This is a genomic window from Sphaerisporangium sp. NBC_01403 (genome assembly GCF_045040145.1).
GTDB lineage: Bacteria > Actinomycetota > Actinomycetes > Streptosporangiales > Streptosporangiaceae > Sphaerisporangium > Sphaerisporangium viridialbum.
In genome coordinates this window covers 1,762,832-1,787,149 of record NZ_CP109534.1, presented here as the reverse complement: position 1 = coordinate 1,787,149, position 24,318 = coordinate 1,762,832, and the positions used below count along the sequence as shown (strand labels likewise).

Annotated in this window: 21 protein-coding genes, 3 tRNA genes and 1 pseudogene; 13 read left to right on the top strand and 12 right to left on the bottom strand. The window is 70.5% G+C overall.

Annotation, left to right across the window (positions count from 1 at the left end; genetic code table 11):
- Positions 1-209 precede the first annotated feature (209 nt).
- Complete coding sequence (locus tag OG589_RS07710; RefSeq protein WP_405147435.1) at positions 210-1,601, bottom strand: GH12 family glycosyl hydrolase domain-containing protein; 1,392 nt, start codon at positions 1,599-1,601, stop codon at positions 210-212.
- A 123-nt stretch (positions 1,602-1,724) separates the two neighbouring features.
- Positions 1,725-3,224 (bottom strand): SDR family oxidoreductase, encoded by a 1,500-nt coding sequence (locus OG589_RS07705; RefSeq protein ID WP_405147433.1) that lies wholly within the window; start codon positions 3,222-3,224, stop codon positions 1,725-1,727.
- A gap of 170 nt (positions 3,225-3,394) precedes the next feature.
- On the opposite strand from OG589_RS07705, the gene OG589_RS07700 reads away from it, so the two are divergent.
- The 3 genes and pseudogenes from OG589_RS07700 to OG589_RS07690 all read left to right on the top strand — a co-directional run.
- Entirely contained in the window at positions 3,395-3,802 is a 408-nt protein-coding gene (locus OG589_RS07700; protein WP_405147432.1) for a nitroreductase family deazaflavin-dependent oxidoreductase, read from the top strand.
- A 222-nt stretch (positions 3,803-4,024) separates the two neighbouring features.
- Positions 4,025-4,750 (top strand): rhomboid family intramembrane serine protease, encoded by a 726-nt coding sequence (locus tag OG589_RS07695; RefSeq protein ID WP_405147430.1) that lies wholly within the window; start codon positions 4,025-4,027, stop codon positions 4,748-4,750.
- Between the two features lie 38 nt (positions 4,751-4,788).
- A pseudogene (locus tag OG589_RS07690) lies at positions 4,789-4,962 on the top strand (DUF4031 domain-containing protein); the annotation flags it as partial.
- A gap of 259 nt (positions 4,963-5,221) precedes the next feature.
- On the opposite strand, the gene OG589_RS07685 reads toward OG589_RS07690, so the two are convergent.
- A complete protein-coding gene (locus tag OG589_RS07685; RefSeq protein ID WP_405147429.1) occupies positions 5,222-5,917 on the bottom strand; it encodes a metal-dependent phosphohydrolase in 696 nt (231 codons plus the stop codon).
- A 99-nt stretch (positions 5,918-6,016) separates the two neighbouring features.
- Positions 6,017-6,670, bottom strand: a complete 654-nt coding sequence (locus OG589_RS07680; protein WP_405147428.1) for a hypothetical protein — start codon at positions 6,668-6,670, stop codon at positions 6,017-6,019.
- A gap of 135 nt (positions 6,671-6,805) precedes the next feature.
- Between OG589_RS07680 and OG589_RS07675 the strand changes: the two genes are divergently transcribed.
- Complete coding sequence (locus OG589_RS07675) at positions 6,806-9,298, top strand: DEAD/DEAH box helicase (RefSeq protein WP_405151980.1); 2,493 nt, start codon at positions 6,806-6,808, stop codon at positions 9,296-9,298.
- A 19-nt stretch (positions 9,299-9,317) separates the two neighbouring features.
- Here OG589_RS07675 and dusB read toward each other — a convergent pair whose 3' ends face one another.
- Entirely contained in the window at positions 9,318-10,430 is a 1,113-nt protein-coding gene (dusB, locus tag OG589_RS07670) for a tRNA dihydrouridine synthase DusB (protein WP_405147426.1), read from the bottom strand.
- Positions 10,431-10,562: 132 nt separating this feature from the next.
- Here dusB and OG589_RS07665 point away from each other — a divergent pair, with 132 nt between their 5' ends.
- The 4 genes from OG589_RS07665 to OG589_RS07650 all read left to right on the top strand — a co-directional run bounded on the left by OG589_RS07665 (position 10,563) and on the right by OG589_RS07650 (position 11,627).
- A complete protein-coding gene (locus OG589_RS07665; RefSeq protein WP_405147424.1) occupies positions 10,563-11,219 on the top strand; it encodes an ACT domain-containing protein in 657 nt (218 codons plus the stop codon).
- Between the two features lie 139 nt (positions 11,220-11,358).
- Positions 11,359-11,431 (top strand) — tRNA-Gly (locus OG589_RS07660).
- Positions 11,432-11,462: 31 nt separating this feature from the next.
- A tRNA-Cys gene (locus OG589_RS07655) sits at positions 11,463-11,533 on the top strand.
- A 19-nt stretch (positions 11,534-11,552) separates the two neighbouring features.
- Positions 11,553-11,627: transfer RNA gene (locus tag OG589_RS07650), tRNA-Val, on the top strand.
- A 159-nt stretch (positions 11,628-11,786) separates the two neighbouring features.
- Here OG589_RS07650 and OG589_RS07645 read toward each other — a convergent pair.
- Complete coding sequence (locus OG589_RS07645; protein ID WP_405147422.1) at positions 11,787-12,248, bottom strand: Lrp/AsnC family transcriptional regulator; 462 nt, start codon at positions 12,246-12,248, stop codon at positions 11,787-11,789.
- A gap of 159 nt (positions 12,249-12,407) precedes the next feature.
- Between OG589_RS07645 and OG589_RS07640 the strand changes: the two genes are divergently transcribed.
- Positions 12,408-15,911: an indolepyruvate ferredoxin oxidoreductase family protein gene (locus tag OG589_RS07640; RefSeq protein WP_405147420.1), complete on the top strand. Its 3,504-nt coding sequence runs from the start codon at positions 12,408-12,410 to the stop codon at positions 15,909-15,911.
- Between the two features lie 46 nt (positions 15,912-15,957).
- On the opposite strand, the gene OG589_RS07635 is transcribed toward OG589_RS07640, so the two are convergent.
- The gene (locus OG589_RS07635; RefSeq protein WP_405147418.1) at positions 15,958-16,590 is read right to left on the bottom strand and encodes a TetR/AcrR family transcriptional regulator; all 633 of its coding nucleotides are present in this window, start codon (positions 16,588-16,590) and stop codon (positions 15,958-15,960) included.
- 203 nt (positions 16,591-16,793) lie between these two features.
- On the opposite strand from OG589_RS07635, the gene OG589_RS07630 reads away from it, so the two are divergent.
- The 4 genes from OG589_RS07630 (at position 16,794) to OG589_RS07615 (ending at position 19,881) form a co-directional block, all read left to right on the top strand.
- Positions 16,794-17,810 (top strand): aromatic ring-hydroxylating dioxygenase subunit alpha, encoded by a 1,017-nt coding sequence (locus OG589_RS07630; RefSeq protein ID WP_405147416.1) that lies wholly within the window; start codon positions 16,794-16,796, stop codon positions 17,808-17,810.
- A gap of 33 nt (positions 17,811-17,843) precedes the next feature.
- Positions 17,844-18,776 (top strand): PDR/VanB family oxidoreductase, encoded by a 933-nt coding sequence (locus OG589_RS07625; RefSeq protein WP_405147415.1) that lies wholly within the window; start codon positions 17,844-17,846, stop codon positions 18,774-18,776.
- Between the two features lie 77 nt (positions 18,777-18,853).
- On the top strand, positions 18,854-19,258 hold the full coding sequence (locus OG589_RS07620; RefSeq protein WP_405147413.1) for a RidA family protein: 405 nt from the start codon (positions 18,854-18,856) through the stop codon (positions 19,256-19,258).
- Between the two features lie 53 nt (positions 19,259-19,311).
- A complete protein-coding gene (locus OG589_RS07615; protein ID WP_405147411.1) occupies positions 19,312-19,881 on the top strand; it encodes a DJ-1/PfpI family protein in 570 nt (189 codons plus the stop codon).
- A 66-nt stretch (positions 19,882-19,947) separates the two neighbouring features.
- Here OG589_RS07615 and OG589_RS07610 read toward each other — a convergent pair whose 3' ends face one another.
- The 5 genes from OG589_RS07610 to OG589_RS07590 all read right to left on the bottom strand — a co-directional run bounded on the left by OG589_RS07610 (position 19,948) and on the right by OG589_RS07590 (position 24,312).
- Positions 19,948-20,475, bottom strand: a complete 528-nt coding sequence (locus OG589_RS07610; RefSeq protein WP_405151979.1) for an NUDIX hydrolase family protein — start codon at positions 20,473-20,475, stop codon at positions 19,948-19,950.
- Between the two features lie 126 nt (positions 20,476-20,601).
- Positions 20,602-21,489, bottom strand: coding sequence for an ABC transporter ATP-binding protein (locus OG589_RS07605; RefSeq protein ID WP_405151978.1), 888 nt, complete (start codon positions 21,487-21,489; stop codon positions 20,602-20,604).
- A complete protein-coding gene (locus OG589_RS07600) occupies positions 21,489-22,430 on the bottom strand; it encodes an ABC transporter ATP-binding protein (RefSeq protein ID WP_405147409.1) in 942 nt (313 codons plus the stop codon). The genes OG589_RS07605 and OG589_RS07600 overlap by 1 nt, the downstream gene beginning before the upstream one ends.
- Positions 22,427-23,320 (bottom strand): ABC transporter permease, encoded by an 894-nt coding sequence (locus OG589_RS07595; RefSeq protein WP_405147407.1) that lies wholly within the window; start codon positions 23,318-23,320, stop codon positions 22,427-22,429. Before OG589_RS07595 ends, OG589_RS07600 begins: the two co-directional genes overlap by 4 nt.
- On the bottom strand, positions 23,317-24,312 hold the full coding sequence (locus tag OG589_RS07590; RefSeq protein ID WP_405147405.1) for an ABC transporter permease: 996 nt from the start codon (positions 24,310-24,312) through the stop codon (positions 23,317-23,319). The genes OG589_RS07595 and OG589_RS07590 overlap by 4 nt, the downstream gene beginning before the upstream one ends.
- Positions 24,313-24,318 lie beyond the last annotated feature (6 nt).

The following is a 24,318-nucleotide window of genomic DNA, read 5'->3' as shown; positions in this document are numbered from 1 at the left end:
ACTCGTTAATTTCCACTGCTTTCACCAGCGCAAGCGCGTCAGACGCCCGAATCCGCTAATCGGTTTACCTGCCGCGCGAACCGATACAGCAGGTAAGCAGGAAAGGGATGGATACCGGAAAGCGGTGACAGTCCGTGTCCTTAATCAGAAGGAATACAAGAAGGGCCGGGTACGGCAATGCCGTACCCGGCCCCGCGAGGCGACGGGGATCAGCCGAGCGTGCAGGCGGATCCGTTCAAGGTGTACGCGGTGGGCGAGGCATCGCTGGAGCCCCAGGTGCCCTGGAAGCCGAACGAGGTGTTGCCCCCGGCCGGGATCGACCCGTTGTGCGCCACGTTCTTGGCGGTCACGGCGGCGCCGCTCTGCGTCACGGTGGCGTTCCAGGCGCTGGTCACCTTCTGGTCGCCGGGGAAGGAGAAGGCGAGGGTCCAGCCGTTCACCGCGCTCGTGCCGGTGTTGGTGACGGTCACGTTGGCCGTGAAGCCGCCCGGCCACTCGTTCTTGACGTAGGCGACCTTGCACGCCCCGCCGCCCCCGCCGCCGCCCGAGGTGGTGGTCACCGTGACGGTGTTGGAGGCCGGCGAGGTGTTGCCCGCCGCGTCGCGGGCCCGCACCGAGAAGGAGTACGACGTCGAGGCCGAGAGCCCGGTGGCGTTGTAGGACGTGCCGCTCGCCGTGCCGACCACGGTGCTGCCCCGGTAGATGTCGTACCCGGTGACGCCGACGTTGTCGGTGGACGGGCTCCATGACAGGCTCACGCCGCTGGAGGTCACGTTGGAGGCGGTCAGGTTGGAGGGCGCGCTCGGCGCGGTCGTGTCCCCGCCGCCACCGGTGCCGATGCTGTAGGAGAAGCTGTTCACCGCGAGGCCCGTGCCGCCGACCCACGGCTCGAACCCGGCCTGCACGCTGGTGATGTACCAGGAGCTCTGGGCGTACCCCCGGCTCAGCATGTCGTTGTAGAACGCGCTGACGGGGAAGCTGATCGAGCTGGCCGGCGAGGTGCGCACGTACGAGACGACGTTCCAGCCGCTGTTGCCGAACCACACGTCCCACGTGCCGCCCGCGAGGTTCACCGTGGCGACCTTGGAGCCGACCGGCTGGACCGACCCGGTGTGGTTGAGCCAGACCATCAGCTCGGCCCCGGTGTTCTGCCCGTCGGTGCGCGCCGTCGGGTCGAACCAGATGTCGTACGACGCGTCGTACACTCCCGCCGTCGACGGGTAGGTCATGCTGACGCTGGTCTGGATGCCGGCGAACCTGCTGTCCGACACGCGCAGCGGCAGCCCGCTCCCGGCGGTGCAGTTGGCGTAGTGGCAGCCGGCGTAGACCGCGGGGTAGGAGCCCGGGGCACCGTTCTGCGGCTTGTTGTGGCTCGCCTGGGTGACGGTGAACCCGGTGGAGGTGACGTTGATGCACTGCTGGGTGTCGTCGCCCCAGTTGTTGTTGATCACCGCGTACTTGCCGCCCGCGATCGTGGTCGCGCCGTACTTCTCGCAGATCACGGTGTCCGCCCTGGCCGGGCCGGTCACCACCACCGTCATGAGGATCGAGCCCGCGGCGGCGAGGACGGCCGTCAGGGCTCGCAGTGCTCGGCGTTTCATCTTGACTCCGGGGGGACGAGGCAGTGGGAGCGCTCCCATTTATTGGCGACCCTAGGACGGGCTCACGCCCACGGAACAGCGCCAGCGCGGAGGACCGGCTCTCCCCCACCCCCTGACCAGGGATTACCCGAGGTCCCGAGGTGAAACTTTCACCTCGGGAGGCCGCGCGGCCCAGGCCACCGCGGCCCTGGCGACGTTGCCGGGCATGCCGCCGAAGATGAACCCGTGGAAGGGGTACACGCCCCACCAGTACAGGTGGCCGAACAGGCCCCGCGGATGGAAGATCGCCCGCTGGCCGTACACAGTCCGGCCGTCCTGCCGCCGGCAGGTCAGCTCCAGCCAGGCGAGCCCGGGCAGCCGCATCTCGGCCCGCAGCCGGAGCAGGTGGCCGGGCTCGACCTCCTCCACCCGCCAGAAGTCCAGCGCGTCGCCGACCCGGAGCCGGCAGGGGTCGCGCCTGCCCCTGCGGAGCCCGACCCCGCCGACGGCACGGTCGAACAGGCCCCGTACCCGCCAGGCGAGCGGCAGGGAGTACCACCCGGTCTCGCCCCCGATGCCCTCGATCACCCGCCAGAGCGCCTCGGGCGGCGCGTCGACCACCTCGGTGCGCTCGTCGACGTACAGGCTGCCGCCCGCCCAGTCGGGGTCGGTGGGCAGCGGGTCGCTCGGCGCGCCGGGCGTCGAGGCCGACGACCAGCGCGTGGCCACGTCGGCCTCCTTGATGCGATGCAGGGCCAGCCGCACCGCCTCGCAAAACCCGATCAGCCCCTGCGGCGGGTCCGGGATGTACCCGGCGATGTCGTGCTCCCGGCAGACGGCCTCGTTGCGCAGCGACTCCACCAGCGGCCGCGCCACCCCGGCGGGGACGGGCGTGACCAGGCCGACCCAGTGGCTGGACAGGCTGGGCGTGAGCAGCGGTACAGGGATGATGAGCCGGGGAGGCAGCCCGGCCACGGCGGCGTACCCCTGCATCATCTCGGCGTAGGTCAGGACGCCGGGGCCGCCGATGTCGAACCGGCGGTTCGTCCCCTCGGGGAGGTCCACCGCCCTCACCAGGTAGCGGAGCACGTCCCTGATCGCGATGGGCTGGGTGCGGGTGCGCACCCAGCGCGGCGTCGTCATGACCGGGAGCCGCTCGGTGAGATACCGCAGCATCTCGAAGGAGACCGACCCCGATCCGATGATCACCGAGGCCCTGAACGCGACCGTCGGCACCCCGGAGCCGAGGAGGATCGCCTCCACCTCCGCGCGCGACCTCATGTGGGGCGAGGGCCGCTCGGCGGGGGTCAGGCCGCCTAGGTAGACGATGCGGCGGACCCCGGCCTCCCTGGCCGCCTCGGCGAACGTCGTGGCGGCCCGCCGGTCGCGCTCCGCGAAGTCACGGCCCGCGGCCATGGTGTGGATCAGGTAGTAGGCGATCTCCACGCCTTCGAGCGCCGCGCGGGTCTCCCGTGCCCGGGTGGCGTCCGCCTCGGCGACCTCCACCCGGTCGCGCCACACCTGGCCGCGCAGGCGGTCCGCCGAGCGGACCATGCAGCGCACGTCGTGACCGGCGTCCAGGAGCACGGGCACGAGCCTCCCGCCGACGTAGCCGGTCGCGCCGGTCACCAGACACCGGGTCATCTGACCACCCCCGCTGATTGCCTTCGTACCCTGAGCCCTACCCGGTTGCGCCCGCGCCACCTTCGCCCGCCCGCTCACCCGGTTCACCGAGGGCGTGCCGCGGGAGCCGGATCAGCGGGGCGCGTTGGGGTAGGCCACCCGGAGTACACGTCGATTCGGAAGGTGAACCGATGCTTTACGGCAAAGAGCACGTGGACAGATACCGCGCGACCGACGGCAAGGAGGGCCACGACTGGAACGGCACGACCGTCCTGTTGCTGACCACCACGGGGCGCAGCAGCGGGCAGCCGCGCACGAACCCGCTGATCTACCAGAAGCACGGTGACGACTACGTCATCGTGGCGTCCAAGGGCGGCGACCCGAAGTCACCCGACTGGTACCACAATCTTGTGGCGAACCCGGACGTCGAGGTCCAGGTCGAGGGCGACAAGTTCCGCGCGCGTGCCCGCACGGCGACGCCGGAGGAGAAGCCCGAGGTGTGGCGGCTGATGACGGCCACCTGGCCGCAGTACGACGAGTACCAGACCAAGACCGACCGCGAGATCCCCGTCGTGATCCTCGAACGCGTCGAGAGTTGAGCGACCCCGCCGGACGCACCCGCAGGTGAGCCGCTCGCGCGCCAGGCCTGACAGCGGGTCGGCCCTGGCGCGCCACGCTCTCCCGTACGGCCGGCCTCCCCGTCACCGGCGGCCCGGTGGCCCTCCTGGCGTGAAGTTTGCGAAGATACCTGCGGAAGCGATGTCCGAGCCGTCCGGCCGGCAGGGACTCCGGCGCGCGTGCGCGCCGTCAGGGAGGCAGGGGTGGACACCGAAAACCGGAAGGCCGAGATCATGGTCGCCGAGGCCCAGAAGGCGTTCTGGGTCATGGTGGGGTTCCTCGCCTTCATCTGGCTCGTGCAGATCGCCAACTGGGCCTCCGGCTACTCTCTCAGCCAGTCCTTCGGCATCACCGCGCGCGATCCGGCGCGGCTGCCCGACATCGTCTCCGCGCCCTTCCTGCACTGGAGCTGGGCGCACATCGAGGGCAACTCGGGGCCGCTGTTCGTCTTCGGCTTCCTCGCCGCCTACCGGGGGGTGATGAAGTTCCTCGGCGTCACCGCGCTGATCGCCGTGGCGAGCGGCCTCGGCGTGTGGTTCGTGTCCAACCCGCTCACCGTCACGGCGGGCGCCAGCGGCGTGGTCTTCGGCTACTTCGGCTACATCCTGGTACGGGGCATCTTCGACCGGCACCGCATCGACATCGTCGTGGGGCTGGTCATGGCGCTCTGCTTCGCCTACCAGTTCACCGGGCTGCTGCCCACCGACGAGTTCAGCTGGCAGGGGCACCTGTTCGGCTTCGTCGGCGGCATCCTCGGCGGCTGGCTGTTCCGCGACCGGCGTCCGCGCGCCGCGGCGGCCACGCAGGGCGCGCCCGCCGCCAGGCCGGTCGGCGGCTCCCCCGCCAGAGGCCTGGAGCGGCCACCGGCCACCAGCGGCGATCCCTCCCGGGCCGCCCTGATGAAGGAGCTCGACGACCTCGGCCTCTGAGAGCGCCTCACGCACCTGAGTGTCAGTATCGTCCCTGTGTGACCGTGCTCATCGATCCGCCCAACTGGCCGGGGCCGCGTGGCCTGCTCTGGTCTCACCTGGTCAGCGACTCCTCGCTGGAGGAACTGCACGCCTTCGCGGGGCGGCTCGGCGTGCCCGGCAGGGCGTTCGACCGCGACCACTACGACGTACCGGAGACGGTGTACGCGCGGGGACGGCCGAGCTGGAGCCACGAGCTGTGACCAGCGACGCCGGTCAGGCGCCTCGATCGACGCGCCTTCCGAGGCGCCGCCGCCGCCGCTGCCGCGCGCGCGCGCGCGCGCGCCGCCGCCGCCGCACGGCCTGCTGACGCCGGTCACGACCCACTGACGCCGGTCACGGCCTACTGACGCCGGACACGACCCCACTGACGCCGGACACGGCCTACTGACGCGGTCACGGCCTCGTGAGCCGGTCACGGCCTCGGCGGGTTCACGCCAGAGCGGCCAGCTCGGCCCGTACGTTCTCGCGGGCCGAGGACTCCCACAGGTCGCGCGCCACCGGGGTGCGGTACAGCGAGGGCATCGCGAGGAGGCTCTCCAGCACCCGCGACCTGCCCGCCCTGAACGCCTCGTCGGGCACGTGGCGGTACTCCTCCCGCACGGCGCGGGCATAGGCGTCGTACCCGGGCCCGGCCAGCACCGCGAGGTCGGCGTCGCAGAGCACCTCGCCGTCGCGGTCGCCCGGCGCCGGGTCGTGGGTGGCCGTCAGCCGTACGAGCCTGGCCACCTCGCCGACCAGCCCCAGACCTCCCCCGGGAGACCATCGGTCACCGGTGCCGGCAGGCCGCCCGGCGCCACTCGCTGGAGGGTGCTCGGGCCGGGCCGTTCCCGGCAGCGGCAGCAGGCGGGGAAGGCGGGACCGCGCGAGCTGGGCGCTGCGCTCCTCGTCGCGGCCTGGCCGGCCGTCGTACACCGCGTCGTGGAACCAGGCGGCCAGCCGCACCGCCACGGGATCGGCGGCGAGCACGGCGATCGGCTCGATCGCCGTGAGCACCGAGCGCAGGTGGTCGAGCGTGTGGTAGCGCCGGTGCGGCTCCGACCACCGCCCGACGAGCTCCGCCCCGACTGCCAGAGCCGCCGGGGATCCGCCCGCGAGTCCCGACCATTCGGCCGCGAGATCACGCATGCCACCATCGTGCCACGCGTCCCACCCGCCCGAAGGCGCTCGCAGGCCGCTCGTACGGCCGGGGCGCGTTCGTCCGGCCGGACGCCGCCGGGACGGTGATCAGTCGGCGATGTAGGAGATCGAGCGCACCTCGTAGCCGCGCGCCTCGCTGCCCCGGGTGTGCATGAACATGGCGCCGCCCTCGTAGGAGTAGGCGCAGGACTTCCCGCCCTTCTCGGGATTGCATCCCTGGAAGATGTAGCCGGCCCCGCCGAACCTGCTGCGGAACAGCGTCTTCACCGCGCCCGTGGAGGCGATCTCCAGGCCGCGGTTCCGGTCCCCGGCCTTCCACGCGGCGTAGAGGTACTTCGCGGTCTTCTCGGCGGTGGTGAGGTGCCGTGACTCGTACACCTTGGCGACGGTGTCCCCCGAGACGATCATCCGGATGCCGTTCAGCGCGCCGGGCACCCGGACGCTGGTGTGGACGAAGCGGCAGGTGTTGCCGGTGCAGCCGTCGAACCGGTCCGGCGCCCGGTAGGCGTACGCGAACAGCGTCTTCACCGCCGCGGGGGACGCCACGGCCGCCGCCGCGCCCCTGTCGCGCCTCAGCCAGGCCTTGAACAGGCTCTTCGCGACGCTCGCCGGGGCACGCACCGCTCCCGCCGCCCGCACGGCCGTACCGGCCCCCGCCGCCGTGCCCGCCTCGGCGGGGACGGGCAGGACCAGCATTCCCACCGCCGCCGTCAGGACCACGGCCGCCTTCGATCCACGCATCGCCACTCCCTCTCCCCCGGAGCCTCTCCGGCTCCCGCAGGAAGACGCGGGGACGGCCGCCGGGGTTCACAGGATCACCAGGCGACGGGACGGTTCTCCTCCATGTGGACGGACCATGGCGCGGCTTTCGGCAGTATTGACGGTGTGACCCTCCTCGAGCACCTTCCCCAGGACACCGGACCCGACGCCCTCTTCGAGGCGTTCGTGGAATGGAACTCCCAGCGCGGGCTCACGCTCTACCCCGCGCAGGAGGAGGCGCTCATCGAGATCCTCTACGGCAACAACGTGATCCTGTCCACACCGACGGGGTCGGGTAAGAGCCTGGTCGCGGCGGGCGCCCACTTCGCCGCGCTCGCCGCCGGCAAGCGCACCTTCTACACCGCGCCGATCAAGGCCCTGGTGTCTGAGAAGTTCTTCGACCTGTGCGCCGTCTTCGGCACGGAGAACGTCGGCATGATGACCGGCGACGCCGCCGTCAACTCCTCGGCGCCGATCATCTGCTGCACGGCCGAGATCCTCGCCAACATCGCCCTGCGCGACGGCGCGGACGCCGACATCGGCCAGGTCGTGATGGACGAGTTCCACTTCTACGCCGAGCCCGACCGGGGCTGGGCCTGGCAGGTGCCGCTGCTGGAGCTGCCGCAGGTGCAGTTCGTCCTGATGTCGGCGACGCTCGGCGACATGACGCGGTTCGAGACCGACCTGACGCGGCGCACCGGCCGCGAGACGGCGGTGGTGCGCTCGGCCACGCGCCCGGTCCCGCTCTACTACAGCTACCGCACCACCCCGCTGCACGAGACGCTGGAGGAGCTGCTCTCCACCCAGTCGGCGCCGGTGTACGTGGTCCACTTCACCCAGGCCTCGGCCATGGAGCGGGCCCAGGCCCTGATGAGCGTCAACATGTCCACGAAGGCCGAGAAGGAGGCCATCGCCTCGCTCATCGGGCGCTTCCGCTTCACGACCAAGTTCGGGCGCGCGCTCTCCCGGCTCGTACGGCACGGCATCGGCGTGCACCACGCGGGGATGCTGCCGAAGTACCGGCGGCTCGTGGAACGCCTCGCCCAGGCCGGGCTCCTCAAGGTCATCTGCGGCACCGACACCCTCGGCGTCGGCGTCAACGTCCCGATCCGCACGGTGCTGTTCACGGCGCTCAGCAAGTACGACGGCAACCGCGTCCGCCTGCTGCGCGCCCGCGAGTTCCACCAGATCGCCGGGCGCGCGGGGCGCGCGGGCTTCGACACCCTCGGCTACGTCGTCTGCCAGGCCCCAGACCACGTCGTGGAGAACGAGAAGGCCCTGGCCAAGGCCGGGGACGACCCCAAGAAGCGCCGCAGGGTCGTGCGTAAGAAGGCCCCCGAGGGCTTCGTGAGCTGGGGCGAGGAGACCTTCGAGCGCCTCCAGAAGGCCGAGCCCGAGCCGCTGAGCTCGCGGTTCAAGGTCAGCAACGCCATGCTGCTGGCCGTCATCAACCGTCCGGGCGACTGCTTCGCGGCGATGAAGAGCCTGCTCACCGACAACCACGAGGACCGCAGAGCCCAGCGGCGGCACATCAGCCACGCGATCGCGATCTACCGCTCACTGCTGGCCGGCGGGGTCGTCGAGAAGCTGAGCGAGCCCGACGAGTACGGCCGCATGGCCCGCCTCACCGTCGACCTGCAGGAGGACTTCGCGCTCAACCAGGTGCTGTCGACGTTCGCCCTGGCGGCCTTCGAGCTGCTGGACGCCGAGTCGGTGACCTACCCGCTGGACATCGTCTCGATCGTCGAGTCGACGCTCGACGACCCCCGCCAGATCCTGCACTCCCAGCTCAACAAGGCGCGCGGCGAGGCCGTGGCCCAGATGAAGGCCGACGGCATCGAGTACGAGGAGCGCATGGAGCTCCTCACCGAGATCACCTATCCCATGCCGCTCCAGGAGCTGCTGTTCGGCGCCTACGAGACGTACAGGCGCGGGCACCCGTGGGTGGGCGACTACGCCGTCAGCCCCAAGTCGGTCGTGCGCGAGATGTACGAGCGGGCGATGACCTTCACCGAGTACGTGCAGTTCTACGAGCTGGCCAGGTCGGAGGGCACGGTGCTGCGCTACCTCGCCGACGCCTACCGCACGCTGAGCCGCACCGTCCCCGACCACATGAAGACCGAGGACCTGCAGGATCTCATCGAGTGGCTCGGCGAGCTGGTGCGCCAGGTGGACTCCAGCCTGCTGGACGAGTGGGAGCAACTTCAGAACCCCACCGACGAGCTGGAGCGGCCCGGCCTGGAGGAGACCACCAGGCCGGTCACCGGCAACCGGCGGGCCTTCCGGGTGCTGGTGCGCAACGCCATGTTCCGCATGGTCGAGCTGGCGGCGCTGGAGCGGTACGACGAGCTGCGCGAGCTGGCCGACATCGACTGGGAGAGCGCGCTCGACGCCTACTACGAGGAGCACGACGAGATCCGCACCGGCCCGGACGCGCGCGGCCCGGCCCTGCTGCTCATCGAGGAGGAGAAGGAGCTCTGGCGGGTGCGGCAGGTGCTCCACGACCCGGCGGAGGACCACGACTGGGGCATCAGCGCCCAGGTCGACCTCGCCGCCTCCGACGAGGAGGGCCGCGCCGTGGTGCACGTCGTCGGCGTCGACCGCCTCTGACCCTGGCCCAGGGGCGGGCTCAGCCGCCCGAGGAGTCCAGCTCGGCGCCCTCGGGCACCGCGGCGTCGTACGGGTCGTCGAGCCAGCCCTCGGGCAGGTGCACCCGCTCGCGGGCGCCGGACTTGCCGCGCGGCCCGTCCGCGGCCTCCTCCGGCCACGGCTGGTCCTGAGGCAGCAGGGCCAGGCGCTCGCCGAGCTCGGCGAGCGAGCCGCTGGTGGCGAGCTCCCGGCGCGCCTCCGCGCCGACGGTGAAGCCCTTGAGGTACCAGCCGATGTGCTTGCGGAAGTCCAGCACGCCGTGGGTCTCACCGCCGAAGTGCTCCACGAGCAGCTCGGCGTGACGCCTCATGGTCGCGGCCACCTCGCCCAGCGCCGGGCGGACGCGCTCGCGCCCGCCCTCGAAGGCGTTGTCGAGGTCACGGAAGAGCCAGGGACGGCCGAGGCACCCTCGGCCCACCACGACCCCGTCGCAGCCGGTGCGCTCCATCATGCGGAGGGCGTCGGCGGCGCTCCAGATGTCGCCGTTGCCGAGCACGGGGATCTCGGGGACCGCGTCCTTCAGCCGGGCGATCGACTCCCAGTCGGCCACTCCGCCGTAGTGCTGCACCGCCGTGCGGCCGTGCAGGGCGATGGCGCTCACCCCCTCCTCGACGGCGATGCGGCCCGCGTCGAGGTAGGTCAGGTGATCGTCGTCGATGCCCTTGCGCATCTTCATCGTGACCGGCAGCGTGCCGGCGTTCGCCACGGCCTCGCGCAGGATGCGCCGGAGCAGGTCGCGCTTGTACGGCAGCGCCGACCCGCCGCCCCGCCTGGTGACCTTGGGCACCGGGCAGCCGAAGTTGAGGTCGACGTGGTCGGCCAGGCCCTCCTCGGCGATGATCTGGACGGCCCTGCCCACGATGGCGGGGTCGACCCCGTAGAGCTGGATGCTCCTGGGCCGCTCCCCCGGCTCGAAGCGGATCATCGCGAAGGTCTTGGCGTTGCGCTCGACCAGGGCCCGGGTGGTGATCATCTCGGAGACGTACAGGCCACCGCCCTGCTCGCGGCACAGCGCGCGGAACGGGGCGTTGGTGACTCCCGCCATCGGCGCGAGGACCACCGGGGGCCAGACCTCGATCGCACCTATCTTCACCTGCCCAGTTGTACCCCACAGCGGGGCAGAGTGTGAGAGTCGCCTGGTACGCCCCCGGCCGCTTGGACCGTAGGGAGCGCGGCCGGATAGATTGGGACCGGGTGCTGCCGCACGTGACACCGGAGGCGCTGGATGCTCCTGAGACTGCGTATCTCACTGCCTGACCGCCCGGGATCCCTGGGCCAGGTGACACGCGTGCTCGGGATCGCCGGTGCCGACATCATCCAGCTCGTCGTGCTGGAGCGCGGCGAGGGCCGGGCCGTCGACGACCTCACCGTCTTCTGGCCCGACTCGGCCCCGCGCGAGACCCTCGTCCAGGGGCTCGAAACCGTTCCCGACATCATCGTCGAGGGGGTCTGGGGCACCCGCGAGGCCCCGGGCACCTACCCCGAGCTGGAGATCCTGAAGTACATCACCACGGCGGGCGACCGGGCGCTGGCCACGCTGATCGACTCCATGCCCGTGCTGTTCAGCGCCGACTGGGCCGCCACCGCAACCGAGAAGACCCCGCGAACCGTCGTCCACTCGAGCTGGCGGGCTCCGGACGACGTGCCGTTCCCCTCGATCACCCCGCCCCGGCCCGAGGCGCACACCCTGCCCTCCGGCCTCCACATCGTCGCGGCGCCCCTGCCGCCGCTCGCGCTCACGTTCCTGCTCGCCAGGTCCGACGGGCCGCCCTTCCACCGCATAGAGGTGCACCGGCTCACCCGGATCCTGGAGATCTTCCTCACCCTGCCGGCCGTCGAGCGCAGCGTCGCCCGCAACTTCCGCGGTTCGGCCACCCTCTAGCCGTCCCTTCACGGCCCGCCCGTACGGCCCGGCGGGCGGGGCGCCGCCCGGATCGGCTTTCCGGTTAGGCACAGGCGCGGAAAACCCGCTAGAGTTCCGTGACGTCGCCGCGGGAGGGCAACCGCCCCGCGGGAGACATGCGGACGTGGCTCAGCTGGTAGAGCATCACCTTGCCAAGGTGAGGGTCGCGGGTTCGAATCCCGTCGTCCGCTCGGAGAGGTCTCCACTCAGAGGCCTCGCCCTGGTGGAGTGGCCGAGAGGCGAGGCAGCGGCCTGCAAAGCCGCGTACACGGGTTCAAATCCCGTCTCCACCTCTGCGTGATGATCAGCCAAGGGCGATTAGCTCAGTGGGAGAGCGCTACCTTGACACGGTAGAGGCCACTGGTTCAATCCCAGTATCGCCCACCACCGCCCATAGCATCTATTGGGTTGACCTGGTCAAACGGCCGCCAAAGTCCCAGCTCAGGGGCCTTGGCGGCCTTCTGGCGTTCATGGGCTCGCCCCTCCGGCATCGGGCTCCCGCCGGGCGGCCGGTCCCGCCTTCGGCGGGTGAACCCGGCGGCGTGGTCACCGGTCGGACCGCAGCTCGCCACTCGTCCATGAGTCGAGGACGATCAGCGTCCTGGTGCCGGTGACGCGATGGCTTCTGCGGATCGCGTCGATCGTGTTCTGGAGGTGGGCGAGATCCCGTACGCGGAGCCAGACAAGGGCGTCGGGATCGCCCGCGATGGTGAACACCGCCTGGGTCTCCGGCATCCGGGTCGTCGTCTGCACGATCTCGGCCACCCTGGTCGTGCCGGCGAACCGCAGCTCGACGAACGCCTCGATCCCCCAGCCGAGCTTCGCCTGATCCACCTGGACGGTGAAACCCAGGATCACACCGATCTTCTGCAGGCGGTCGATGCGGCGTTTCACGGCAGCCGTCGAGAGCGTCACCCGGGTGGCGATGTCGGACAACGTCCGCCGCGCGTCCTCGCGCAGCAGGTCAAGGATCTCCCGATCCGTCCCGTCGATGAGCTCCTCTCCCATGGACGGTGAGTGTATGCGCGCGCAAAGGATCCGCGTCACCGGGCCTTTCCCGGTCGCGATCTTTGCGTGTTGGCCGCGAGATCGGTGCCCGTTGTTGTGCGCCACGCCCGGTGCTTGGTCTGCTGTGCCGATCGTGCAGCTGACACCGAGGAGACAGTTGTGGCCACATCAGCGGGTGCCGCGGCGACCGGCTTCACCTTGGACGACCGCTACCTCCGGGAGGAGGGGACCGTCTATCTCACCGGCGTACAGGCTCTGGTGCGGGTCCTGCTCGACGTGGTCAGGCAGGACCGGAAGAGAGGGATGGACACCGCGGCGTTCGTCTCCGGCTACGAAGGTTCGCCCCTCGCCGGGTTCGATCTGGAGCTGGCCCGGCGCGCGAGCCTGCTCGCCGGCCACGACGTGGTGCATCGGCCCGGGCTGAACGAGGAGCTGGCCGCGACGTCGGTGATGGGCAGCCAGCTCGCGAGCGCGCGGCGGACGGGCGGTGTGGTGGGCTGGTGGTACGGCAAGGCCCCCGGGCTGGATCGGGCGAGCGACGCGCTCCGGCATGCCAACCTCGCCGGCACCCACCCCGCCGGTGGTGCGGTGGCTCTGGTGGGCGACGACCCGAACGCCAAGTCTTCCACGGTGCCCTGCGCGTCCGAGCTCGCCCTTGCCGACCTCGCCATGCCGACCTTCTACCCCGCCGATTCGCAGGATCTGCTGGACTACGGGCTGCACGCGGTGGAACTGTCGCGTGCCAGCGGCGTCTGGGCGGCGATGAAGGTGGTCACCAACGTCGCCGACGCCGCGCACACCGCGGTCGTCCGCCGGGACTGGAACCCTCCGGCGATGGCGACGGCCGCGCTCGGTTCTGCCCGGCCGTACTCGCACCGCCCCAGCTCCCGCCTGCTCGGCGGCGAGCTCGCGGGGCTGGAGCGCGACCTGTTCACCGTGCGCCTCCCAATGGCGGTGGAGTACGTACGCGCCAGCGGCGTCAACCGGATCAGCGGCGCCGGGCCGGACGGCCGGATCGGGATCGTCGCGTCGGGCAAGTCCTACCTGGACCTCCGCCAGGCGCTCAGCATCCTCGGCCTGGACGACGACGACCTGGCACGGTTCGGCATCCGGCTGCTGAAGCTCGGCGTGATCCATCCCGTCGAGCCCACCGTCGTCCGCGAGTTCGCCACCGGGTTGTCCGAGATCGTCGTGGTCGAGGAGAAGCGGTCGTTCGTCGAGTCCGCGATCAAGGAGATCCTGTACGGCCGCTCCCCCGCGCCCGCCGTCCACGGCAAGACCGGTCCCGACGGGACGACGCTGTTCAGCGCGTCAGGAGAGCTGAACCCGGACGTGATCGCCGCCGGTCTCGCCCGCCGGCTGTCAACCTACGAGATCGAGCCGGTACGCACATGGCGGCAGCGTGTCAGGCGAGAGCGCGTCTCCCTCCCTTTGCTGGCGCGCACGCCGTACTTCTGCTCGGGCTGCCCCCACAACTCCTCGACGAAGGTCCCTGAGGGGTCTCTCGTGGGCGCCGGGATCGGTTGCCACACGATGGCGCTGTTCATGGAGCCCGACCAGGTAGGCGAGGTCGTCGGCCTCACGCAGATGGGCGGGGAGGGCGCCCAGTGGATCGGCATGGCCCCCTTCGTCGACACCCGCCACTTCGTGCAGAACATCGGGGACGGCACGTTCACGCACTCGGGCAGCCTCGCGGTGCGCGCCGCCGTCGCCGCCGGTGTCAACATCACTTTCAAGCTCCTGCACAACTCCGCCGTGGCGATGACGGGCGGGCAGCAGGCGGTGGGCGCGCTGCCGGTCGACCGGCTGGCCTCGCTGCTGCTGGTCGAGGGCGTCGCCAAGGTGATCGTCACCACTGACGCTCCCGAGCGCCTGCGCGGCGCCGCGTTCCCGAAGGGGGTCGAGGTCCGTCACCGTGACGAGCTGCTGCGCAGCCAGGAGGAACTGGCGGCCACCGCCGGGGTGACGGTGCTCATCCACGACCAGGAGTGCGCGGCTGAGAAGCGCCGCAAGCGCCGCCGTGGCAAGCAGCCCACGCCCGCGACCAGGGTGGTGATCAACGAGCGGTTGTGCGAGGGGTGCGGCGACTGCGGCGCCAAATCCAACTGCCTGTCCGTGCAGCCGGTGCCCACCGAGTTCGGGCGCAAGACCAGGATCCACCAGTCGTCGTGCAACGTGGACTACTCGTGCCTCTCCGGCGACTGCCCCTCGTTCCTGACCGTGGTGCCCACCGGACGCAAGCACCACACGCGCGCCGCCGACCTGCCCGGTGACGCGCTGCCCGAGCCCGGCAGGCGGGAGGCGAACGGCGACTTCGCGGTGCGCATCACGGGCATCGGCGGCACGGGGGTGGTCACCGTCGCGCAGATCCTCGCGACCGCCGCGGTGATCGACGGCAGGCATGTGCGCGGGCTCGACCAGACCGGGCTCGCACAGAAGGGCGGCGCCGTCGTCTCCGACATCAGGGTGACCTCGGCTCCCGTGGAGCGGGCGCCGAAGCTCGCCACCGCCGAATGCGACCTCTACCTCGCGTGCGACTCCCTGGTGGCGGCGGACCCGGCGCACCTGGAAGCCGCGTCCCCCGAGCGCACGGTCGCCGTCGTTTCCACCACCGAGGTCCCCACCGGCCGGATGATCGTCGACACGAGCGTGTCGTTCCCGCGGCAGAGCAGCATCCACGCCGCCATCGAGACGGCCGTCTCGTCCGCCTTCTATCTGGACGCCCGGGGGCTGGCGGAGGCCCTGTTCGACGACGGCCAGTTCGCCAACATCCTGCAGCTCGGCGCGGCCTACCAAGCAGGGGCGATCCCGATGCCCGCGAGCCGCATCGAGCGCGCCATCGAGCTGAACGGCGTGGCGGTGGAGGCCAACAAGCAGGCGTTCCGGCGTGGCAGGCAGGCCGTCGCCGACCCGGACTCCCTGCAGGCCGCTTTCGCGCCGCCCACCGCCCCTGCGGCCTCCCCAGCCCCTCGCCTCGACGCCGCCGCGAGGCGCGTACGGGCGATCGTCAAGGCGGAGCCGGGCACGGAGCTGGCACGGTTGCTGGACATCCGCGTGCCCGACCTCGTCGACTACCAGGACGACCGCTACGCCACGGCGTACGCGGAGTTCGTCGAGCGGGTACGCGAGCGTGAGGGGGGCCCCACCGCCGTCACCGAGGCGGTGGCCCGCAACCTCCACAAGCTGATGGCGTACAAGGACGAGTACGAGGTCGCCCGGCTGTCCCTCGACGCGAGCCTGTCGCCCGCCATCGAGGCGGAGTACGGCGCGGGGTCCACCTACTCCTACAACCTGCATCCGCCGGTCTTCAGGACGCTCGGCATGAAGCGCAAGATCCGTTTCGGCCGCTGGTTCCGGCCGGCCTTCCGCGTGCTGCGCGCGATGCGGGGCGTTCGCGGGACCCGCCTGGACCTGTTCGGCTACGCCGGGGTCCGCAGGGTCGAGCGGGAGCTCGTCGGAGAATACCGCGACGTGGTGCTCCAGGCTCTCTCCGCCGTGCCCGCCGACCATCCCGCGCTCCTCCGGCTGGCCGACCTACCCGACATGGTGCGCGGCTACGAGGACGTCAAGCTCGCCAACGTGGCCGCGTACCGGCGGGAGCAGGCGCAGCTGCTCGCGACGCTGGGCTCCTCGACGCTTGAGGCCGGCGTGGCCGGCCAGTAGGCGCGTCCGGCCACCCTGGGCACCCCGGGCACCTGGGCCGCATCGATCACGTCGCCGTGGCGTGGTCGATCGCGGCCCGGACGCGTTCGGCGAACTCCGGCTCGAAGTGCGGGGTGAGCAGCAGCATCGAGTGGAGCACGCCTTCGCGCGCGTCGAGCTCGTGCAGCCGCGTGTGCCCGCGGAACGCGACGGCGAAGCTCGTCCAGTTCCAGATGATGATGAAGATGTCCTCCGCGAGACGCCGCCGGTCGTCGCGGGCCAGGGCCGCCATCGAGCCCTGCTCGATCAGGGCGTCGATCGCGGCGGTGGTCCAGTCCAGGATCCACTCGGTCAGGGCCCTCAGGCGGGAGGCGAGCATCTCGTCCCGCCCGGCGATCTCCACGATGTTGGCGAAGAAGAAGCGGTACCGCCAGACCGTGTCCAGGCCGTGCAGGAAGACCTCGGCCCACTGCTGGGGACTCACGGGCGTCGGCAGCGGGGCCATGACCTCGCGGGCGGCGGTGTCGATGCGTTCGAACAGGGAGCGGATGATGTGCTCCTTGCTGCGGAAGTGGTAGTAGAGGTTCCCGGGGCTCATCCTCAGGTGGTCCGCGATGTGATTGGTCGTCACCGCCTGGACACCCCTGCTGTTGAACAGCTCCAGGCTCCCGTCGAGGATCCGGTCCTTCGTGCCCGCCATGTGTTCTTGACCTCCGCTCATCCGGCTTTCGCCACCTTCGCCCGTGCCGGGATACACGTGCGCCCACCATCGTTGACACCACCGCTTCTAGAGTTAATACTCTAGAAAAGCGGCTAGAGCATTAACTCTAACCTTCCCCTTCCTTACGGGAGCCGGCCTCCCGGGCATCTGCGTCCGCCGATCGTGCGGAGTAGGGAGTTTCCATGTCCGCGACATCTTTCGAGCAATCCGCACCTCCCGCGCGTCGGCGCGTCCTTGCGCCGCCGATCCCGCCGGAGGGTGAGGGCGGATTCTCCCGATCCTGGTTCCCGATCTGCCTGTCCTCCGACGTCCCCGCCGGGAAGGTCGTGGGCCGCGACTTCCTCGACGGCCGGGTCGTCGTGTACCGGGGACCGGACGGGTCGGCCAGGGTGCTGAGCGCGTACTGCCCCCATCTCGGCGCCGACCTCTCCGTGGGCGACGTCCACGAGGGACAGCTGCGTTGCGCGTTCCACCACTGGCGCTTCGACGACTCCGGCGCCTGCGTGGCCACCGGCTGCGGCGACCCGGCACCGCCACGGGCGCAGCTCTTCGTCTTCCCGGTCCAGGAGCGGTACGGGCTGGTGTGGGCGTTCAACGGCGAAACCCCCACCTTCGATCTGCCCGACTTCCCGTTCCCCGACGAGGAACTCGTCGTGCGGACCCTGGAGATGGACGAGATCTTCCCCGTCGATCCGTGGGTCTTCTGCGCCAACACGCCCGACGTCCAGCACATCAAGGCCCTGCACAACATCACCTTCGACAACGGGGACCCCGACCCCGACCAGTTCACGTGGACCGACCACTCGTTTCGCTACAACTTCGAAGGGCGGCTGCCCTCCGGTGACCTCATCGCCTACGACCTCGGCATCACCGCGACCAACATCTTCTACCAGTCGGGCTCGGTCAACGGCCGCTGGTTCGGGTTCATCATGCCCTTCGGCATCCCCCAGCCCGGGTCGATCACGTCGTTCCTCGTGCTGGCCGCCCGCCGCGACGACGCGGTGGACGGCGACACCGAGGAGTTCCTCGACGCCATCCAGGCCCTTGAGGAGAGCATCGTCGCCGACGACCGCCCCGTGCTCAACACCGTCCACTTCCGTCCGGGCACCACGACACGCAGCGACAAGGCGCTCAACCGGTTCCTGCAGTACGTCCGCGACTTCCCCCGGACGCACCCGTCGCGCGACTTCATCAACTGACCCCCGCCCCGCCTCTCGCCCGGAAAGAATGCGATGACCGACCTGCGCGTCCGGCAACTGCGGTGGGAAGCCGACGACATCGTTTCCGTCACCCTGGTCCACCCCCACGGCGCGCGGCTGCCCTCGTGGGAACCGGGCGCGCACGTGGACCTGCACACGCCCGCCGGCGTCCGCCAGTACTCACTCTGCGGGGACCCGCGCCGCACCGACGAATGGCGCGTGGCGGCGTACCGCGAACCCCAAGGGCGCGGGGGGTCACGGTGGGTCCACGACGTGCTCCGCGTCGGCGACCTCGTCCCGGTGGGCGCCCCGCGCAACGCCTTCCCTCTCGTTCCGGCGCCGCGTTACCTGTTCATCGGCGGGGGGATCGGCATGACCCCCCTGCTGTCCATGATCGACCAGGCCGAGCTGTCCGGCGTTCCCTGGACGTTGCTGTACGGCGGCCGGTCCAGATCGTCCATGGCGTTCCTCGACGAGCTCGGCGCGTACGGCGACCGGGTCACGATCCAGCCCGAGGACGAGCAGGGCCGGCCCGATCTGGCGGCGGAGCTGGGGCGCGTGGCGGAGGGAACGGCGGTGTACTGCTGCGGACCTCCCGGGCTCATCGCCGCGGTCGAGCAGCTCTGCCAGACCCTGCCGCCGGACGCGCTCCACGTCGAACGCTTCGCCCCGGCGGCGCCCCTGAAGCCGGCCGCCGACACCGCGTTCGACGTCGAACTCGCCCGCTCCGGGGTGACGCTGCGCGTACCGGCGGACACCTCGATCCTCGACGTCGTCGAGCGCGCCGGCCTGGTGAACGTCGGCAGCTGTTACCAGGGCACATGCGGCTCCTGTGAGACGAAGGTGCTCGATGGCCGGCCCGACCACCGGGACTCCGTGCTCTCGGCCGCGGAACGCGCCTCCGGGACCAGCATGATGCTCTGCGTCTCCCGCTGCGCGTCCTCCCGGCTGGTGCTCGATCTCTGACCCGACTTCACGTGCGGACCACAGGCGTCCGCGCTTTTCGCCACCTCTCGGAACGAGAGACCAGAGAAGGGACACCCATGCCCACCCACCCGTCCGTGCCCGGCTACCTCGGCGAGTCGGTCTTCGACACCTTCGCCTTCGCGCAGACCGTGGTCGTCGGCGACACCGTCCACCTGTCCGGAATGACGCCCCTGCGCGGCGAGGTCGACGCGCTCGAACTCGTGTGCCCCGGCGACCTGCGCGGGCAGACGGAGTTCGAACTGGACGTCCTGAAGCGCTCCCTCGAAGAGGTCGGCGCGCGGCTCGCCGACGTGGTGTCGGTGACGGTCTACACCACCGACATCGACGCGCTCACAGAACACGCCGACCTGTTCCGCGCGTACTTCGGGTCCGCCGCCCCGGCGGCGACCTGGGTGCAGGTGTCACGGCTGCTGCACCCCGGCCAGTTGATCGAGATCACCGCGATCGCCGTCAGGCGATAGACCGCCGCGGCGGAAACCCCCTCCCAGCCCACCACATCCGCAGGAGACCCCACATGGCACGCGTACTCATCATCGCCGGCGACGCCTCCGAGACGCTGGAGACCGTCTATCCCTACCAGCGGCTGCTGGAGGAGGGGTACGAGGTCCACCTCGCCGCCCCCTCCAAGAAGAAGATCCAGCTGGTCGTGCACGACTTCGAAGAGGGCTTCGACACCTACACCGAGAAGCCCGGATACCTCTGGGACGCCGACGTCGCCTTCGCCGACGTGCGGCCCGAGAACTACGTCGCCCTGGTCATCCCCGGCGGGCGGGCACCGGAGTACCTCCGCTACGACACGCACGTGCGGCGCATCGTCGACCACTTCGTCAGCGAGCGGAAGGTGATCGCGGTCCAGTGCCACGGTCCGCTGATCCTCGCGGCGACCGGGGCACTCAAGGGCCGTCGTACGGCGGGCTGGCCCACCGTCGCCGCCGACTTGGAAGCGGCCGGCGCCCACTTCGTCGACGACGAGGTGGTGATCGACGACAACCTCGTCTCCGGCTTGGCGTGGCCCGCCAATCCGGCCTGGATGCGCAAGGTCATCGCCCTGCTCCAGGAGCACGCTCCGGTGACGACCGGCTGAACGCGCGCCCCACGCCGAGGGAAGGCCGGTGCTCGCCTTCGACGTGGCCGTGCGGGGCAGGCGGTTTCAGGGCAGGCAGCCGACGTGCGCCAGGGCCTGCTTCAGCAGGACATCCTGCCCGCCGGTCATCTCCTGCAGCACCTGCGGCGACGCGGCCTCCTGTGGCGTGAACCACACGAGGTCGAGGGCGTCCTGCCGGGGACGGCAGTCCCCCGCGACCGGCACCACGTAGGCGAGCGACACCGCGTGCTGCCGGGGATCGTGGTACGGCGTGACGCCCGGCGCCGGAAAGTACTCGGCGACGGTGAACGGCTGGGGCGAAGTCGGCACCCGGGGCAGCGCCACCGGGCCCAGATCCTTCTCCAGGTGGCGCATCAGCGCGTCGCGGACACGCTCCTGGTACAGCACGCGGCCGGACACGAGAGCGCGGCTGACCGTCCCGTCCGACCCGATGCGCAGCAGCAGGCCGACGTGCGTCACCACTCCGGTGTCGTCGACGCGCACCGGAACGGCGTCGACGTAGAGGATCGGCATCCGCGAACGCGCCGACTCCAGCTCTCCAGGACTGAGCCAGCCGGGCACGGTTTCGGTCATTTCGGTCACGAGCCGATGGTACTTGGCGTCCGGCCCTCCTCCGGCGGAGGCGCGTACCACCGGGCGTGCGATCGCATGGCAAAGGCCCGGTCAGTTTCCCCCGGCCGGGCCGCCGGGCCGGTGGGGTCAGGGGCTCTCCGCGCAGGCGGGGAGCTGGGCGCAGGCGACGAAATGGTCTGGTTCCTCCTCCAGGAGGCCGCCGGAGGCCCCGCCGGCGTGGTACGGGCAGGTCTCGACCGGCTCGGCGTCCTGCCAGGGCTCCCGCAGCCGGGGCACGGCCGCCAGGAGCTGCCGGGTGTAGGGATGCAGCGGCCGGCTGAAGACCTTCTCGGTCAGGCCCATCTCGACCACCGCGCCCCGCCGCAGCACCACCGTGCGCTCGGCCAGGTACGTGCCGAGCGACAGGTCGTGGGTGATGTACAGCACGCCGAGCCCGCGCGCCTTGAGCTCGGCCAGCAGGTTCAGCACGTCGATGCGCGTCGAGGCGTCCAGCATGCTGGTGATCTCGTCGGCCACGAGCAGCTTGATGTCCAGCAGCAGGGCCCGGGCGATGAGCAGCCGCTGGAGCTGGCCGCCGCTGAGCTGGTGCGGGAACTTCCCGAGGATCTGGCCGGGATTGAGCCGTACGTCCTCCAGCGAGGAACGCACGCGCCCGGCCCACTCGGCCTCCGGAACGCCGGGGAAGTACGCCTCCTTGATCATCCGGAAGACCCGGTCGGCCTTGAAGACGGGGTTGAACGTGCTGAAGGGGTCCTGGAAGACGCCCTGGACGTTGCGGTAGTACGCCTTGCCCGGCTTGACGGGGGCGCCGTCCAGGGTGATCGAGCCGCTGGTGGCGGGGGTGAGGCCGAGGATCATCCGGCCGAGCGTGCTCTTGCCGCTGCCGCTCTCGCCGATGAGCGAGACGACCTCGCCGGGACGCACGCCGAAGCTTACGCCGCCCACGGCCGTCAGGGATTTTCCGCCGAAGGCCCCGACCTTGTAGACCTTCGTGACGTTGTCGAGTCTCAGCATCATGCCTTCCAGCAGGCGACGACGTGGTTGGGCTCGATCTCCACCGCCGGGGGCTCCTCGGCGCACCGGTCGAAGGCCAGGGGGCAGCGGTCCCTGAACCGGCAGCCGGTGGGCGGGTCGAGCAGGGACGGTGGCCCGCCGGGGATGCCGGCCAGCCTGCGGTCGGCGTAGCGCACGCCGACCTCGGGAAGCGAGTCGATCAGCAGCTTGGTGTACGGATGGCGGGGCGCCTCGACGATCACCTTGGCCGGCGCCCGCTCGGCCACCTTGCCCGCGTACATGATCATGATCGTGTCGGCGATCTGGTAGGTGAGCGAGATGTCGTGGGTGATGAAGATCATGCTCTTCACCACGCCGTTGTCCCGGAAGCCCGCCAGCGCCCGTGCCACGGCCTTCTGGGTCGAGACGTCCAGGGCGGAGGTCACCTCGTCGGCGATGAGCAGCGAGGGGTCGAGCAGCGTGGAGATGACCATCACCATGCGCTGCTTCATGCCGCCCGACAGCTCGATCGGGTAGCGGCCGAGCACCTCCCTGGACAGCCCCACCAGCTCCAGCCGCGCGTCGAGCTTGGCCGCGTCCAGCTTCACTCCCCTGGACCTCAGCAGCTCGGCGACCATCCTGCCGATCTTGCGGGTGGGGTTCATGGCGCTCATGGAGTACTGCGGCACGAGCGAGACCCGGTGGAAGCGGAAGGGGTTCATGCGCCGGTCGTCCCCGACGGGCATCACCTCGCCGTCCAGCTCGACCTCGCCGCCGGCGTGGCGCATGCGCCCGTCCATCCGGATCAGGCTCTTGCCCAGGGTGGTCTTGCCGCAGCCGGACTCCCCCGCGAGGCCGAGGATCTCGCCGTCCCCCACCTCGAACGAGACGCCGTCGAGCGCCCTCACCACGCCCTTCAGGGTCTGGTAGTGCACCCTCAGATCGCTGACCCGCAGGCTCATGTCTCCCTCAGCTTCGGGTTGAAGACCTCGTCGAGGCCCACGTTGGCCACGTACAGGGCGCCGACGATCGCGGTGATCCCGGCGCCTGGCGGGATGAACCACCACCACAGGCCCAGCTGCATCGCGCTCCACTGGCTGGCGTTCTGCAGCATCAGCCCGAGCGAGACGCCCTCGGTGGGGCCGAGCCCGATGAAGTCCAGCGACGAGGCGATCAGGATGGAGCCGCCGAAGAGCAGGATGAACGTCATGAACAGGTAGGAGCTCATGTTCGGCGCGATCTCCCTGGTGATGATCTTCCAGGTGTTCGCGCCGCTGAGCCTGGCCAGGTCCACGAAGTCCCTGGTGCGCAGCGAGAAGGTCTGCGCCCTGATCGCCCGCGCGGCCCACGGCCAGGAGGTCAGGCCGATGAACAGCGCCTGCGCGCCGACGCTGCGGATGCCGAGGTAGGCGTTGACGATCAGCAGGACGGCCAGGGCGGGCAGGACGAGGACGATGTTGGTCAGCATGTTGAGGATCTCGTCCACCAGACCGCCCCGGTAGCCGGCGACGAAGCCGACCACCATGCCGACGATCGCCGCGACCCCTCCGCCGAGGACCCCGACCAGGAAGGTGGTGCGCAGCCCGTACACGAACTGGGCGAAGATATCCTGGCCGAAGGTCGTGGTGCCGAACCAGTACTCCCCCGACGGCGGCCGCATGGGCAGGCCGACGTACTCGTTCGGCTGCGCGGCGACCAGCAGCGGCCCGGCCAGCCCGAGCGCGAGGAGCACCAGGACGACTCCGGCCCCGATCACCAGCTTGGTGTTGCGCACCGCGAAGTACAGGGCCTCGCGCCGGACGCCCGGCGGGGACTCGGCCCCGCGCGCCGGGACCTCGGGAAGAGCCGTCATGCCGACGCACCCGCCATTCCCGCCCTCGTACGCGGATCGACCACGACGTAGACGATGTCGATGATGAAGTTGGCGATCAGCACGCCGAGGACGATGAACAGGAACGTGCCCTGCAGCAGGAAGAAGTCCTGGTTCTGGATCGCCTTCAGGATCAGGCTGCCGAGGCCGGGATAGGAGAAGACGATCTCGGTGACGAGGGCGCCCGCCACCAGCACGCCGAGCTGCAGAGCCAGGCCGGTGATCTGCGGCAGCACCGCGTTCCTGAACGCGTACCTCCTGATCAGCCGCTGCGGGGCCCCGAGCGCCGACAGGTAGTTGGCGTAGTCCGACTCCAGCTCGTAGATGATCATGTTGCGCATGCCGATCGCCCAGCCGCCGAGCGCCACCAGGAACAGCGAGGCGAACGGCAGCGCCCAGTGGTGCAGCAGGTCCAGCATGAAGTCCAGGGACCAGTTGGGGCGCGTCGAGAAGCTGTAGCCGCCCGCGACGGGGAAGATCCCGAGGATCACCCCGAAGGCCCAGGCGAGCAGCACGGCCAGCCACATGTACGGCGTCGCCGTCAGCACGTACCCCACGGGCAGGACGGTGTTGTCCAGCAGCTTCCGCCGGGCGGCGTAGGCGCCGAGCCGATTGCCGACCACCCAGCTCAGCAGCACCGAGGGGATCATCAGCGCCAGCGTGTACGGCACCGCGCCCAGGATGACGGTGCTCACCGGCGTGGGGAACACCCAGATGCTGATGCCGAAGTCACCGCGCAGCAGCGCGGCCCAGAAGCCCAGGTACTGCTGCCACAGGGGCTGGTCGAAGCCGAACAGGCTGGTGTAGTAGACCCGCATGGCCTCCACGGCCTCGGGCTGGGACACCCTGGCCCTGGCGAGCATGCTGGCCACCGGATCACCCGGCATGAAGCGCGGGATCATCCAGTTGATCGTGACGGCGACGACGAACGTCAGGCCGTAGATGAGCAGTTTCCGACCGAAATATCGACGCACGGGCAG